General features: G+C 61.9%; 14 protein-coding genes and 1 pseudogene. 6 read left to right on the plus strand and 9 right to left on the minus strand.

The window, feature by feature from the left end; genetic code table 11:
* Positions 1-138: 138 nt before the first annotated feature.
* Positions 139-1,029, minus strand: a complete 891-nt coding sequence (locus J5M57_RS12950) for an AraC family transcriptional regulator (protein ID WP_083368255.1) — start codon at positions 1,027-1,029, stop codon at positions 139-141.
* Positions 1,030-1,219: 190 nt separating this feature from the next.
* Here J5M57_RS12950 and J5M57_RS12955 point away from each other — a divergent pair, with 190 nt between their 5' ends.
* The gene (locus J5M57_RS12955; protein WP_207848081.1) at positions 1,220-2,272 is read left to right on the plus strand and encodes an NAD(P)-dependent alcohol dehydrogenase; all 1,053 of its coding nucleotides are present in this window, start codon (positions 1,220-1,222) and stop codon (positions 2,270-2,272) included.
* Between the two features lie 4 nt (positions 2,273-2,276).
* Here J5M57_RS12955 and J5M57_RS12960 read toward each other — a convergent pair whose 3' ends face one another.
* The 5 genes from J5M57_RS12960 to J5M57_RS12980 form a co-directional block, all read right to left on the minus strand.
* Positions 2,277-3,080: an IclR family transcriptional regulator gene (locus J5M57_RS12960; protein WP_064588657.1), complete on the minus strand. Its 804-nt coding sequence runs from the start codon at positions 3,078-3,080 to the stop codon at positions 2,277-2,279.
* 61 nt (positions 3,081-3,141) lie between these two features.
* The gene (locus tag J5M57_RS12965; RefSeq protein ID WP_207848080.1) at positions 3,142-4,446 is read right to left on the minus strand and encodes an MFS transporter; all 1,305 of its coding nucleotides are present in this window, start codon (positions 4,444-4,446) and stop codon (positions 3,142-3,144) included.
* A gap of 173 nt (positions 4,447-4,619) precedes the next feature.
* Positions 4,620-5,804: a galactonate dehydratase gene (gene dgoD / locus J5M57_RS12970; RefSeq protein ID WP_279381877.1), complete on the minus strand. Its 1,185-nt coding sequence runs from the start codon at positions 5,802-5,804 to the stop codon at positions 4,620-4,622.
* A gap of 12 nt (positions 5,805-5,816) precedes the next feature.
* Positions 5,817-6,437, minus strand: a complete 621-nt coding sequence (locus J5M57_RS12975) for a 2-dehydro-3-deoxy-6-phosphogalactonate aldolase (protein ID WP_169842079.1) — start codon at positions 6,435-6,437, stop codon at positions 5,817-5,819.
* A 19-nt stretch (positions 6,438-6,456) separates the two neighbouring features.
* Positions 6,457-7,446 (minus strand): 2-dehydro-3-deoxygalactonokinase, encoded by a 990-nt coding sequence (locus J5M57_RS12980; protein WP_207848079.1) that lies wholly within the window; start codon positions 7,444-7,446, stop codon positions 6,457-6,459.
* 190 nt (positions 7,447-7,636) lie between these two features.
* Between J5M57_RS12980 and J5M57_RS12985 the strand changes: the two genes are divergently transcribed.
* The gene (locus J5M57_RS12985) at positions 7,637-8,110 is read left to right on the plus strand and encodes a hypothetical protein (protein ID WP_169842081.1); all 474 of its coding nucleotides are present in this window, start codon (positions 7,637-7,639) and stop codon (positions 8,108-8,110) included.
* A 3-nt stretch (positions 8,111-8,113) separates the two neighbouring features.
* Here the strand turns inward: J5M57_RS12985 and J5M57_RS12990 are convergent, their stop codons facing one another.
* Positions 8,114-8,593 carry a GNAT family N-acetyltransferase gene (locus J5M57_RS12990; protein ID WP_169842082.1) on the minus strand — a complete coding sequence of 160 codons (480 nt, stop codon included), beginning with the start codon at positions 8,591-8,593 and terminating at the stop codon, positions 8,114-8,116.
* Between the two features lie 228 nt (positions 8,594-8,821).
* Here J5M57_RS12990 and J5M57_RS12995 point away from each other — a divergent pair, with 228 nt between their 5' ends.
* From J5M57_RS12995 to J5M57_RS13010, 4 genes and pseudogenes are all read left to right on the plus strand, one after another.
* Positions 8,822-9,475, plus strand: a complete 654-nt coding sequence (locus tag J5M57_RS12995; RefSeq protein ID WP_083368248.1) for an HD domain-containing protein — start codon at positions 8,822-8,824, stop codon at positions 9,473-9,475.
* A 23-nt stretch (positions 9,476-9,498) separates the two neighbouring features.
* Positions 9,499-10,071: pseudogene (locus J5M57_RS13000) on the plus strand (MFS transporter); the annotation flags it as partial.
* Positions 10,072-10,153: 82 nt separating this feature from the next.
* Positions 10,154-10,489, plus strand: coding sequence for a hypothetical protein (locus J5M57_RS13005; protein WP_207848078.1), 336 nt, complete (start codon positions 10,154-10,156; stop codon positions 10,487-10,489).
* Positions 10,490-10,533: 44 nt separating this feature from the next.
* Entirely contained in the window at positions 10,534-10,788 is a 255-nt protein-coding gene (locus J5M57_RS13010; protein ID WP_064588665.1) for a hypothetical protein, read from the plus strand.
* A 151-nt stretch (positions 10,789-10,939) separates the two neighbouring features.
* Here J5M57_RS13010 and J5M57_RS13015 read toward each other — a convergent pair whose 3' ends face one another.
* Both J5M57_RS13015 and J5M57_RS13020 read right to left on the minus strand, forming a co-directional pair.
* Positions 10,940-11,860 carry a PfkB family carbohydrate kinase gene (locus tag J5M57_RS13015; protein WP_207848077.1) on the minus strand — a complete coding sequence of 307 codons (921 nt, stop codon included), beginning with the start codon at positions 11,858-11,860 and terminating at the stop codon, positions 10,940-10,942.
* The gene (locus tag J5M57_RS13020) at positions 11,853-13,319 is read right to left on the minus strand and encodes a cytosine permease (RefSeq protein WP_064588666.1); all 1,467 of its coding nucleotides are present in this window, start codon (positions 13,317-13,319) and stop codon (positions 11,853-11,855) included. Before J5M57_RS13020 ends, J5M57_RS13015 begins: the two co-directional genes overlap by 8 nt.
* Positions 13,320-13,333 lie beyond the last annotated feature (14 nt).

Below are 13,333 nucleotides of genomic sequence, written 5' to 3' on the forward strand. Positions count from 1 at the left end.
TTGCCCACGATTTCGGCATTCCCCTGTAGGAGCTGCCGAAGGCTGCGATCTTTTGACGCTGATCTGAAAAATCAAAAGATCGCAGCGTGCCGCAGCTCCTACAAGGATCGCGAGTCCATCGAGAACGTTGCGACTGACTCAAGCCGCGCGCTCATCACCCGGGCTGCGCTCGAAGTAGCGCTTGTACTCGCGACTGAACTGCGACGTACTCTGATACCCCACCCGATGCGCCACCTGCGCCACACCCAGCCCTTCAGCGATCAGCAAGGTCTGCGCCTTGAGCAACCGCAAGCGCTTCAGGTACTGCACCGGCGACAGCAACGTGCTGCGCTTGAAGTGTTCGTGAAAGGACGAAACGCTCATGTTCGCGCAACTGGCCAGGATCTCGACATTCAGCGGCTCGGTGTAGTGCGCGTGCAGATGGCTGATCGACGCCGCCACCCGGGCGAACTGTCCCTGCTGCTCCACCAGCGCGCGCAACACATCGGCCTGCGGTCCGCGCAGCGCGGTGAACAATAATTCGCGCACCCGTGCCGGCCCCAGAATCTGACACTCCAGCGGATCGTGCAGGCAGCGCAGCAAGCGTTCGACGCAACCGCGCATGTCATCGTCGAGCACCACCGAGGTCATCGACTCCGGCGTCTGCGCCGGAATGTGCCGCCCCGGCGCCAGCCCCATGGCCAGCACCAACTCACCGAGCAGCACCCGGTCGATCGCCACCGACACCCCCAGCAATGGCGCATCCGGCAAGGCAAAGGTTTCGCACTCGAACGGCACCGGCAGCGCCTGGATCAGGTAGTGCCCGGCGCCATATTCCATGGTGCGCGGGCCGAGGAACGCCAGTTTGCTGCCCTGGGCGATGATCATCAGGCTCGGCTCATAAATGTGCGGGCCGCGCGCGACGTCGCAACTGGCGCGCAAGACCTGCACGCCGGGCAACCCGGTCTGGCTGTAACCGTCGCGAAGCGCCAGCGGTTCGATCAGCGAAACCAGCGTGGCATTGGCATCAAGGTGGCGGGTCAACTGCATCGGAGGGGTCTTCAAAAAAGTCACGGAAAGAGGCATGCAAGCATCATCGCAGATCCTTTTGCCAATGCGCTCGCGCAGACCTGCATGCCGGAGGATTAGGCATGAGACCCGGAGGAATCGTCATGGCCGCCGCGACAGACGGCGCCCAAAATGCACCACCTCACCTGTCACTGCTTCTGCGAGGTTTCTCATGTACACCGCTATCGGTTATGCCGCTCAATCGGCCACCACTCCCCTCGCCCCGATGAAATTCGAACGCCGCAGCCCTCGCGCTGACGACGTGGCGATCGAGATCCTCTACTGCGGCGTCTGCCACTCCGACATCCACCAGGCGCGCAACGAATGGGGCATCGCCGTTTACCCGTTGATGCCCGGCCACGAGATCGTCGGAAAAGTCACCGCTATCGGTGCGAACGTCACCCAACATAAAGTCGGCGATCTGGTCGGTGTCGGCTGCATGGTCGACTCCTGCCGCACCTGCGCCGCCTGCCAGCAAAACCTCGAGCAATACTGCCTCGAAGGCCCGACCATGACCTACGCCACCCCGGACCGGGTCGACGGCAGCAACACCATGGGCGGTTATTCGGACAGCATCGTGGTCAGCGAGCACTTCGTGGTGCGCATCCCGGAGAAACTCGACCTGGCCAGCGCCGCGCCGATCCTCTGCGCCGGCATCACCACCTACTCGCCGCTCAAGCACTACGGGGTCAAGGCCGGTGACAAGGTCGGGGTTCTCGGCATGGGCGGCCTCGGCCACATGGGCATCAAGTTTGCCAAGGCGCTGGGCGCGGAAGTCACGCTGTTCACCCGCTCGGCGAGCAAGGCCGAGGAAGGTCGTCGTCAGGGCGCCGATCATGTGATCGTCTCCACCGACGCCGAGCAAATGGCCGCCGCCGCAGGCCGGTTCGACTTCCTGCTGGACACCATTCCGGTGCAGCACGACCTCAACCCGTACCTGCAAACCCTGCGCTTTGATGGTGTGCATATCCTGGTGGGGCTGATCGAGCCGATCGACCCGCCCGTGCACGCCGCCAACCTGGTGCTGGGCCGCCGCGTGCTGGCCGGTTCGTTGATCGGCGGCATCGCCGAAACCCAGGAAGTGCTGGATTTCTGCGCCGAGCACAACATCACCTGCGACATCGAAATGCTCGACATCCGCCAGATCAACGAGGCTTACGCCCGGATGATCGCCGGTGACGTGAAGTATCGCTTCGTGATCGACATGGCGACGCTCAAGGTTTAAGGCTTCAAACCTTCAAGCCAAGCTCCGCTGACAGCCGGGCTGTGACCCCTTTGATCAGGGGGATCAGCTCGGCCATTTTTTCCAGCGGCATGTACGGCACGGTGCTGGCGATGCTGATCGCCGCGACAATGCGCTTGCTCGCATCACGAATCGGCGCCGCCACGCAGCGGATCGACGGTTCGTTGTCTTCCAGATCGAACGCGTAGCCGCCGGCCACGTACTCGGTCATGCGCTGCTCAAGCTGTTCCCACGATTGCTGGGGATGCTGCGGCCAGAACTGACTTTTCCCACCCGCCGGCAGGCTGATGTCGTACAGCCGTTGCCAATCCTGCGGGGCATCATCGAGCATCAACGCCTTGCCGATCCCGGTGCGCGCCAGCGGCATGCGATGGCCGACCCGCGAACGCATTTCCGGGCCATTGCGCCCCGGATTCTTCAGCAGGTACAACACCTCGTCGCCTTCACGAATGCCCAGGTGCACGGTGTCGCCGGTCAGCGCCGACAACTCGTCCAGATACGGCCCGGCCAGATTCACCAGCGGCAATTCTTCGCGGGCCTGAAACCCCAGCTCGATCAGCTTTGGCCCCAGCAGATAACCGATTTGCGGCACCACACGCAGGTAGCGCTCGTCCACCAGGCAACTGGCCAGACGATGGGTGGTGCTGCGCGTGGTGCCGATCAGCCGGGCGATCTCTTTCAGATCGCGGGCGCCACTGGCCACCGCCTGCACCACCCCCAGTCCGCGAAGCAGCGTCTGGGTGCCGGTGGGGGCGGCGTCCTTGGTTTTTTCCGGGGCGTCTTCCTGCATATCCAGCCTTTTACCGTTGAGCGAGGGAACGGGCGGCATTATGGTCGCCCGATGCGGACCACTACAACTCGATGCGCTCGACCTTGCCCACCAGCAGCACGTAAGACAACGCACCGATCAAGGCCAGCACGGCGATGTAGGTGATTGCCGGGGCGAACGAATCGCCGCTGGCAAGGAAGCCAATCACGATCGGCGTGGCAATCGCCGACAGGTTGCCGATGAAATTGAACACTCCGCCGGTCAGGCCCAGCAACCGCGCCGGCGCCAGCGTCGAGACCAGCGACCAAGTGATCGACGCCAGCCCGTTGCCGAAAAACGCCAGCGCCAGGAAGGCAATCACCAGCGGCGTCGACTCAACAAAGTTGGCACCGATGATCGAAGTGGAAATCAGCAGCCCGCCAATGATCGGCAACTTGCGCGCAAACCCCACGCTGCAGCCCCGCCGGATCAGCCAGTCGGAAAAGAACCCCGAACACAGCACGCCAATGAACGCGGCAAGGAACGGCAGCGACGCCAACAGGCCGGACTTGATGAAATCCATGCCACGGTATTTCACCAGGTAGGTCGGGAACCACGTCAGGAAAAACCACAGCGTCGAGTTCAGGCAGAACTGGCCGAGGTAGATGCCCCACAACTTGCGCTTGGTCAGGACGATGCCCAGGTCGGTCCAGTTGAACGGGGCCTTGGTCGTGTGCGCCTGAATATCCACCAGTCCGCCACCCTCGCGGATCAGATCGATTTCCGCGTCGTTGGCGCCCTTGAAGTCTCGCGGCTCGCGATACACCGCGTACCAGATCGCCGCCCAGACAATCCCCGCCGCGCCGGTGGCGACGAACACCATGTGCCAGCCGAATTCATGTTGCAGCCACGCCAGCACCGGGGTCAGAAACGCCAGCCCGACAAACTGCCCGGAGGTGTAGAAACCAATCGCCGTGGCCCGCTCGCGTTCGGGAAACCAGGTGGTGACCACGCGGCTGTTGATCGGATACGCCGGCGCTTCCAGCGCACCGACCGCCATGCGCAGCACAAACAGTGCAATGAAACTCGCGGCAAAGCCGAGCATCACCGTGGCCAGCGACCACAGCAGCAGCGCAACGCTGTAGAGAATGCGCGGCGGTACCCGATCCACCAGCCAGCCGCCGGGAATCTGCATCGCGGCGTAGGTCCAGCCGAACGCGGAGAAAATCAGCCCGGCGTGTACCGGATCGATGCCCAGTTCGCTGGTCAGCGCCGGCGCGGCAATCGACAGGTTGCTACGGTCGAGGTAGTTGATGACCACGGTGATGAACAGCAACACCATGATGAAAAACCGCTTGCGGCTGGGCGTGACTAAAGACGCCTGCCCGGTGAGGGTTTGCGGTGGCATGAGGGGGTGCCTCTTCTTATGATTATTTGAGGTCGGCCTATGGCCTTGCACCAATCCCTGTAGGAGTGAGCCTGCTCGCGATTCGGTGGCACATCCGGCATTGATGTATCAGACAAGACGCCATCGCGAGCAGGCTCACTCCTACAGGGGATTTGTGGTGGATCAGAAAGCACTCACCACTCGGCAAAACTGCCATCGGCATGGCGCCAGATCGGGTTGCGCCAGCGGTGGCCGACGGCGGCGCGTTCGATCACGTATTCCTCGTTGATCTCGATGCCCAGCCCCGGCCCGTTCGGAATCTTCACGAAACCCTGGTCGTAGTCGAACACCCGTGGATCCTTCACGTAGTCGAGCAAGTCGTTGCTCTCGTTGTAATGGATGCCCAGGCTCTGCTCCTGGATAAACGCGTTGTAACAAGCCGCGTCGAGTTGTAAACACGCTGCCAGCGCAATCGGCCCCAGTGGGCAATGCAGCGCCAGCGCCACGTCATAGGCCTCAGCCATGTTGGCGATCTTGCGGGTTTCGGTGATGCCACCGGCGTGGGAGGCATCCGGCTGGATGATGTCGACGTAGCCTTCGCTCAACACCCGTTTAAAGTCCCAGCGCGAAAACAGCCGTTCACCCAGAGCAATCGGCGTGCTGGTCAACGGCGCCAGCTCCTTCAACGCCTCGTAGTTTTCGCTGAGCACCGGCTCTTCGATGAACATCAGTTTGTACGGGTCGAGTTCCTTCATCAGCACCTTGGCCATCGGCTTGTGCACGCGACCATGGAAGTCGACGCCGATGCCGACGTTCGGCCCGACCGCATCACGCACGGCGGCGACGTTGGCCAAGGCGAGGTCGACTTTTTCGAAGGTGTCGAGGAACTGCAACTCTTCGGTGCCGTTCATTTTCACCGCGGTAAACCCACGGCTCACCGCCTCCTTCGCAGCGCGCGCAGTGTCAGCCGGACGGTCGCCGCCGATCCACGAATACACACGAATCTTGTCACGCACCTGACCGCCGAGCAGATCGCTCACCGACACGCCGAGCGCCTTACCCTTGATGTCCCACAACGCCTGATCGATACCGGCCAGCGCACTCATGTGAATCGCACCGCCACGGTAGAAGCCGCCGCGGTACAGCACGGTCCAGATGTCCTCGATGTTGCGTGGGTCTTTGCCGATCAGGTAGTCGGACAATTCCTCAACGGCAGCCGCAACGGTGTGCGCACGACCTTCGACCACGGGCTCGCCCCAACCGGTGACGCCCTCATCGGTTTCAACCTTGAGGAAGCACCAGCGCGGCGGGACGATGAAGGTGGTGAGTTTGGTGATTTTCATCGGCTTGTCTCTCTTATTCGGATGAAGCGCACGCAGCGCCAAAAAGTCTTAACGAAGAGCCTTCCACGCAGCCACATAGGCCTTGGCATTCACCGCCACTTGCTCAGGCGTCATGCCTGGTTTGAACAGGCCCGAACCCAGTCCGAAACCTTTCACACCGGCATCGATGAACGCTTGCATGTTGTCCGGGGTGATCCCGCCGACCGGCGCCAGCACCGTCCCCGATGGCAACACCGCGAGCCAGGCCTTGACCACCGCCGGGCCCATCTGCTCGGCCGGAAACAACTTGAGAATGTCCGCACCCTCCTCCAGCGCCGCGAACGCTTCGGTCGGCGTGGCGACACCCGGCGACAGAAACAGCCCCGCCGCTTTCGCCGCGCGCAATACCTTGGCGTCGCTGTGCGGCATGACAATCACCTGGCCGCCCGCCTCTTTGACCAACTCGACCTGTTCCGCAGTCAGCACCGTGCCGGCGCCGATCAGGCAATCGGCGGGTAAGGTCTGGCGCAGGGTGCGGATACTTTCGTACGGCGAAGGGGAATTGAGCGGTACTTCGATGACGCGAAATCCGGCGGCATACAGGACTTCTCCGACAGCGGCGGCTTCCTGCGGATGCAGGCCACGCAGGATCGCGATCAGACCGTTTTGTGCCAGTGCTTGCTTGAGCATGTCAGGCCTCCAGTCAGGGTTAATGGGATGAGGAATCGAGCAGTCCGGCGGCCAGCGCCAGTTGCCACAGGCCGCGCTCGGTGGCCTGCTCGGCCAACGTCACTTGGGCGAAACCGCAAGCGTCGAGGGCGCGGCTGTAGCGGGCGCAGAGTTGCGCGTTGCCGATGAGGATGATCGAAGGGAGATTCGTATTGTTGCGGCGACGCCGCTGAACCGTGGCAAGGGCCGCCAGCTCATGGCCGATCATCAGCCCAGACAGGTAATCCGCTTGCGCCGTCGGGGCAAGTTCACCGGTCAGGCCGAGGGTGCGCGCACTGAACAGCGTGGAAAGCACGCCGAGTTCACCGTCCGCCGACAGCGCCACCTGCACGCCACGGTCAAACGCCTGACCATCGAACGCCGCACCCTGTTGCTGGGTGCGACCGAGAATGCTGTGTTCACTGAGCACGGCGAACACTTCGCCGGTCATGAAGGTGTCGAAATGCGTGATGCAGCCATCGACCACGTCCACCCACTTGGAATGGCTGCCCGGCAGGCCGATCAACAGATCGTCGCCAGCATCGACCGGCAGGTTCTGCAGTACACCGAGCACTTGGGTTTCTTCGCCGCGCATCACATTGGGCAGCCGTGAGCGCTGGATCACACCCGGCACGATATGCACTCGCGTACCGCGCAGACTGACCAGTGTTTGTAGGGAGTTTCCGAGATGGGCGACGTTCGCCGGTGTTTCGCAGTAGGCCGCTTCGCGCCAACCCTGGGCGCTGCCGACCATCCCGCAAGCGATCACTGGCAGATCCGGCTGCGCATCGAGCCAGTCGCCACAGGCTTCGTCAAAGGCCAGTTCAAAACCGTCGGCACATTCGCGACCGTTGATGACTCGCGAAGTCTTGGGCAGCTGCATGATCCCGAACGACAGCGCACGCTGCTCCAGCACCACTGCGCCCGCGGCGAGTTTGTAAGCACGTAATGAGGTCGTCCCCCAATCGAGCGCGATCAATTGCGCCTGCATCGCTTCACCTGTTTTGTTTTTGGCAGTGAGTGCGATGGACTATAAACCTTGGCGCAGGAAAATCTCAATATATAAATATCTCTCCCATATTGTGGGATTTACAAGTGTAACAACCGTTTCTTTGCCAAATCTCTAAAATGCCGGTCGCGTCTACGCAACGACTGCTCACGGCCTGTTCAAGGAAGAAAAAATGAAAACCGCTTTAACGGCGTTACTGCTCTGTAGCGCGCTCTGCTTCGCGGCGATTGCCAGCGCCTTGCCCGCTATCAAAGAGGGCGACATCTGGGCCTATAAGACCCGCGCGGGCGAAGAAGCCTCAACCGTGACCATCCTCAAAATCGAGAACTATCCGCACTACGGCACCGTCGTGCATATCCGCGTTGATGGCATCCGGATGACCAACCCGGTCACCGGAGGCGAGTTCAACGAAATGCCGCATCTGCCTTTTCAAGCCGCAGCATTGCAGCGCAGCCTGACCCGGCGCTTGGGAGAAACAGCGCAGATTCCGGATTTCAGTCAGGGCTACACCTACTGGAAAGCGGCTTTCGATGAAAGGAAGGGCGGGGCTTTCAAGATTTCCGTGCGCAAGACACTTGATGGATTGCTGAGCGGCAATTGGGAAATGACTGATGATGAAACAGCCAAAACCACATCGAAGCCCTGAGGATCATCCCTCGGCAAATTCCCGCAGCACCTTGCCATCCATGCGATAACGCACCCACTCTTCCTGCGGCTGCGCGCCGAGGGATTTGTAGAAATCGATGGCCGGGGTGTTCCACTCCAGCACGCTCCACTCGAAACGGCCGCAGTCGTTGTCGCAGGCAATTTTCGCCAAGTGGCGCAGCAGGGTTTTGCCGGCGCCGCCGCCACGTTGTTCGGGGGTGATGTAGAGGTCTTCGAGGTACAGGCAGTTGCTGCCAAGCCACGTCGAATAGCTGAAGAAGAACACCGCGAAACCGATCGGCACACCATCACGCAGGCAGATCAGGCCGTGGGCGGTGGCGCCTTCGCTGAACAGGCTGCGCTCGATGTCGGTGACGCTGGCGATCACTTCGTGACGGGCCTTTTCGAAATCTGCCAGTTCGGTGATGAAGGCGAGAATTTGCGGTGCATCGCTGGGGGTCGCCGGGCGGATCTCGATCGTCATGGACGGGCCTTGTCGGAAAAGGGAAAGCGCCATACTAAAGCTGCATTGCTGTTGTGGCGAGGGAGCTTGCTCCCGCGGGGTTGCGCAACGGCCCCAATACCCTTCAATGTGATCCATCAGACAGGGCTTGTTTCCGGGTTTTGCGATTGTCACGCAGTTGAGCGGGACGGTGCGACGATTCGACAAGCTCCCTTGCCAACAAAGCTCAACTCAACTGAAAGAACACTTATGTCTGCCAGCGCTTTTGCCCCTTTGACCACCCTCGCCAGCGCACTGCTGCCCCACGCCCTTGAACCCTCCGACGACGGCGCCCACGACCTCGCGCACCTGCAACGGGTCTGGCACAACGTGCGCACCTTGCAGGCCGAGGAAGGCGGAGACCTTGAGGTGTTGCTTGCCGCCGTGCTGCTGCACGATTGCGTCGCCGTCGAAAAGAACTCGCCGCTGCGCTCGCAGGCTTCACGTCTCGCCGCAACAAAAGCCGCCAACGTGCTGGCCGCGTTGGACTGGTCCCAAAGCAACATCAGCGCCGTCGCCCACGCCATTGAAGCCCACAGTTTTTCCGCCAACATCACCCCGCTCACCCTTGAGGCGAAACTGGTTCAGGACGCCGATCGGCTCGACTCACTGGGCATGCTCGGTGTCGCCCGCACCTTCTACGTTGCCGGGCGCATGGGCTCGGCGCTTTACGACCCACAGGATCCGGAGGCTAAACATCGCGATTACAACGACACGCGCTTTTGCCTCGACCACTTCCAGACCAAGCTGCTGCACCTCGCCGAAGGCTTCCAGACCGCTGCGGGTCAACGTCTGGCGCAGATCCGCCATCAACGCCTGAAGGGTTTCATGGAGCAGTTCAAGGAAGAGATCGGCATCGTCTGAAGCAGTTACTCCGGCGTGCAGTGATCCTGAGATCAGCAAGTCTGTTTCCGATCATCATGGTCGGCCTTGGCGGCTGTGTATTCGGTGGCCTGTCGAGTTTCCAGACCAGTTATGCCGCGGCCCGCTCGCTGGATTACTCGCTGTTCTTTCTCGGTTTCATGGGGGCGGCGATCAGTAGCCGGATGCTGATCGCAGGCTTCGTGGTCAAGCGTGATCCGTTGCGCGCGTCGTGTCTGCTGTCGGGGCTGATGCTCGGCTCGATTGTGCTGTTCACGTTCGTCGTCCACAACGGGTTCGCTTATCTGCTGGCGGCGATGATGCTCGGTGTCGGTTACGGCCTGACGTATTCGGTGATCAACGGCCTGGCCGCCAACGAAGCACCGAATGGCACTACTTCGCAGGCACTGCTGCTATTCAGTCTTGCCTACTTCATCGGCGTTTTTGGCTTTCCGTTACTGGCCGGAAAAATCATCGTCGAACACGGTATGGCAACGCTGTTGCTTACGGTGTTGGCGGTCGCACTGGTGAACTGGTTGATCACCCTCGGCCGACTGCTCTGGCGCCGGCTCAACGTCAAAGCCGCGCAGGTGATATAGACCGTTCGTCGTTCCTCAGGCACCAATCCAATTCGCGGGCAGACCAATAAAAGGTAAGGATTCCAATCACTGGAGAAGCCCTATGATTTCGTCAAGGTTGACCGCTGTTGTCTTCACCGCCCTGCTCTGCCCCGCAGCCTTCGCTGCAACTGCCGCAGGCACAGGCCCTACCGATCCGACCCCACCGCGAGCCCCGGTCATCAACAGTGCCCCCGGCATGAATACCGACGGCTCCGGCGTCCCCCTGATCAACCAGCCGCCCGCCACCGGCACTGACCCACGTACCCAGGGCAGTGACCCCGGCCGCCAGGGTGGCATGAACACCCCTGACTCCCCCGCCACACCCGACAACGCCGGCCCCGGCATCGGCTCGAAAACCACCACGGGTGGTTCGGGCTCCGAGGGCAGCGGCCAGTAGTTCGCCGACGCGAGCGTCCTATTCACATCCATGAAGAGGTAACCATGAACGTCGATAAAAACCTGGAAAAAGAAGTCCTCACCCGCCTGCTGCACGCCCACCCGAGCGGATTGGGCAAAGAGGTACTGGACAATTATCGCGGTGAGAAAGTCGTGGCCAGCGCCCTCGCCGCCCTGCAGGAACGCGGACTGATCCACCATGGTCATGTGACCTGCAACGAAGCCGGCGAACACTCGTTGAATTTGCCGATCAAGCTCAGTGCGGCTGGGGTTGAAGCGGCGCGAAAGCTCGATAGCTGACGGTCGTTCCGCGAGCAGTAGAGTCCTATATGAGCCGCAGCAGGCTGCGATCTTTCAAGATCAAAAGATCGCAGCCTGCGGCAGCTCCTACAGGGGTTTTGTGAGCGACGTGATTCCTTGTGGGAGCCAGCCTGCTGGCGATGACGGTTGTTCAGTCGCCGCGTATCAATGCATCAACCTCAGCACTCCCCGGCGATGTCGCCGGCCCCCACCGCGTCACCGCCACAGCCGCCGCCGCATTGGCCCGCCGTGCGGCCTCATGCGCATTCAAACCCTGCGCCAATCCGGCGACAAACACCCCGGCATGGGCATCGCCCGCTCCGTTGCTGTCCACGGCTTTTACCGCAAACCCCGGCACATGCCGTCGCTCGCCACGCTGTTGAATCCAGCAACCCTGCGGCCCGTCGCGCACCACCTGCAGCACCTCTTTCGGGAGATGCTCAGCGAGACGATCCAGGGCTTCAGCGAGGTCCGCAGCCCCGGTAAACCGCAACGCCTCGACGCTGTTGCTGGTCCACACATCGATGCGCGGCAGCAGCGCCTGCATCAACGGCGAATCCGGTGACTCGACCAAAGGGCCCGGGTCGAACACCACGTTGATCGTATCGGGCAGCGCCAGCGTCCAGTCCAGCAACGCCTGCGCCTTGCCTTCATGCAGCAGGCTGTAGCCACTCACATAAACGTAATCGCCCGCCTCGGCCGTCACGCTGTTCAGGTCTTCCTCGGTAACTTCCCCTTCAGCGCCGATGTAGGAAATGAAACTGCGCTCGGCCGACGCATCGGTCAGTGCCACGCAAATCCCGGTGTCGCGCGGCGCAGGCGTTTTAATGCCGATGTGAATGCCCTCTTCACTCATCGCCTGGCGTGCCAGATCGCCGAAACGCCCGGTGCCGTGGCGGCCGAGATACACCACTGGCAGACCATTGCGCACGGCAGCGGCCATCACGTTGAACCCGCCGCCGGCCTCGAAACCGGCAGACTGCGCCAGCACATCGCCGCCGACTTGTGGCAGCTGATCCACCGCCATGACCAGGTCGATGATGACCTGGCCGGTGTGCAACATCTTAGGCATGAGCATTCTCGACTTGCGCGGCGCGGCGATCTTTCGCCCCGCCAAGGACGAAGTAAATGCCACCGGCCACCACGAAGGTCACGATCCAGCCCAGACCGTTGTGCCCCAGCCACGAGTCGGACAGGAAGCCCTTGAACCAGACGTTCTCGGCGGTGGTGCCGATGGTGGTGAAACTGAAGCCGAGCACGATGGCAATCGCCCAGGCGCCGAACGCGCGCCACTCGATGCCGCCGCGATACCAGTAGGCGCTGCTCGGGCTGACGTCGAGCAGGTCTTTGGGGCTGTAGTAATGGCGGTGAATCAGGTCGACCACGAAAATCCCGACCCACGCGGTGATTGGCACCGCCAGCAGGGAAATGAAGGTGATGAACGGACCGTAGAAGCTGTCGGCGATCAGCATGAAATAGATCGAGCCGGCGAAGATCGCGACGATGTCCACCACCACCGCGTACACGCGTTTGACCTTCAGGCCGAGGGTCAGCGTGGTCAAACCGGCGGAGTACACAGAGAGGTTGTTCGACAGCAGCAGACCGCCGAACGCGGTGATCAGGTACGGCACGGCCATCCACGTCGGCAGCATGTCGCGGATGGCCACGATCGGGTCAGTTGCCGAGGCCAGGTCGTTGTTGCCCACCGACAGCAGGCCGCCGAGGGTGATCAGCAGCACCAGCGGAATCCCCGCGCCGAACGCCGCCGACGCCACCAGACGCACGGCTTTGACGCTGCGGTGTTGATAGCGCGACATGTCGGCACCAGCGTTTGCCCAGCCGATCCCGGTGCCGGCGGCCATGGTGCCGATGCCGATGATCATCGCGCTCAGCGGCGCCGGGGTGGCGTTGAACACCGCGCTCCAGTCGATGGTCGCGCAGAGGAAGCCGCCGACCAGAATGTTCAGCGCGCCGAACACATAGGTTGCCCACTTCTGGATCACCAGCAACGTGGCATGACCGAGGCCGGAAACCGACAGGGTCAGCAGGACGAAAATCGCGATGAAGATCAGTGTCAGCAGCGGTGCGCTTTTCGCTTCTACCGGGGAGCCGAACAGGATCGAGCACAGCGACAGCAGCACGAATGCCGCCGTGGTGGTGTTGACGGTTTCCCAGCCCAGGCGCGACATCAGCGAGACCAGCGTCGGGCCGATGTTGCCGCGTACGCCGAAGATCGCCCGCGACAAGGTCAGGCTCGGCGCACGTCCCCGGCGGCCGGCAATCGAGATGATCCCCACCACCGCAAACGAACCGGCCGCACCGACAATCGCGACGATGATCGCCTGCCAGATCGCCAACCCGCGAAACGCCACCAGCGTGGCGCCCAGCGGCAGACCGAGAATGGAAATGTTGGCGGCGAACCAGACCCAGAACAGCTGCAGCGGGTGGCCGTTGCACTCGGCTTCCGGCACCGGTTCGATACCCCGGGTTTCCAGCTGTCCGGCGCTTTGCCCGGCGTTTGATGAACTCATGAACAGTGCTCCTG

It is taken from the genome of Pseudomonas sp. 86_A (assembly GCF_017491705.1).
Lineage (GTDB): Bacteria > Pseudomonadota > Gammaproteobacteria > Pseudomonadales > Pseudomonadaceae > Aquipseudomonas > Aquipseudomonas koreensis.

Coding starts and splice junctions, on each gene's coding strand:
- J5M57_RS12950 (WP_083368255.1), bottom strand. CDS start 1,029: ATGCAGTTGACCCGCCACCTTGATGCCAATGCCACGCTGGTTTCGCTG.
- J5M57_RS12955 (WP_207848081.1), top strand. CDS start 1,220: ATGTACACCGCTATCGGTTATGCCGCTCAATCGGCCACCACTCCCCTC.
- J5M57_RS12960 (WP_064588657.1), bottom strand. CDS start 3,080: ATGCAGGAAGACGCCCCGGAAAAAACCAAGGACGCCGCCCCCACCGGC.
- J5M57_RS12965 (WP_207848080.1), bottom strand. CDS start 4,446: ATGCCACCGCAAACCCTCACCGGGCAGGCGTCTTTAGTCACGCCCAGC.
- J5M57_RS12975 (WP_169842079.1), bottom strand. CDS start 6,437: ATGCTCAAGCAAGCACTGGCACAAAACGGTCTGATCGCGATCCTGCGT.
- J5M57_RS12980 (WP_207848079.1), bottom strand. CDS start 7,446: ATGCAGGCGCAATTGATCGCGCTCGATTGGGGGACGACCTCATTACGT.
- J5M57_RS12985 (WP_169842081.1), top strand. CDS start 7,637: ATGAAAACCGCTTTAACGGCGTTACTGCTCTGTAGCGCGCTCTGCTTC.
- J5M57_RS12990 (WP_169842082.1), bottom strand. CDS start 8,593: ATGACGATCGAGATCCGCCCGGCGACCCCCAGCGATGCACCGCAAATT.
- J5M57_RS12995 (WP_083368248.1), top strand. CDS start 8,822: ATGTCTGCCAGCGCTTTTGCCCCTTTGACCACCCTCGCCAGCGCACTG.
- J5M57_RS13005 (WP_207848078.1), top strand. CDS start 10,154: ATGATTTCGTCAAGGTTGACCGCTGTTGTCTTCACCGCCCTGCTCTGC.
- J5M57_RS13010 (WP_064588665.1), top strand. CDS start 10,534: ATGAACGTCGATAAAAACCTGGAAAAAGAAGTCCTCACCCGCCTGCTG.
- J5M57_RS13015 (WP_207848077.1), bottom strand. CDS start 11,860: ATGCCTAAGATGTTGCACACCGGCCAGGTCATCATCGACCTGGTCATG.
- J5M57_RS13020 (WP_064588666.1), bottom strand. CDS start 13,319: ATGAGTTCATCAAACGCCGGGCAAAGCGCCGGACAGCTGGAAACCCGG.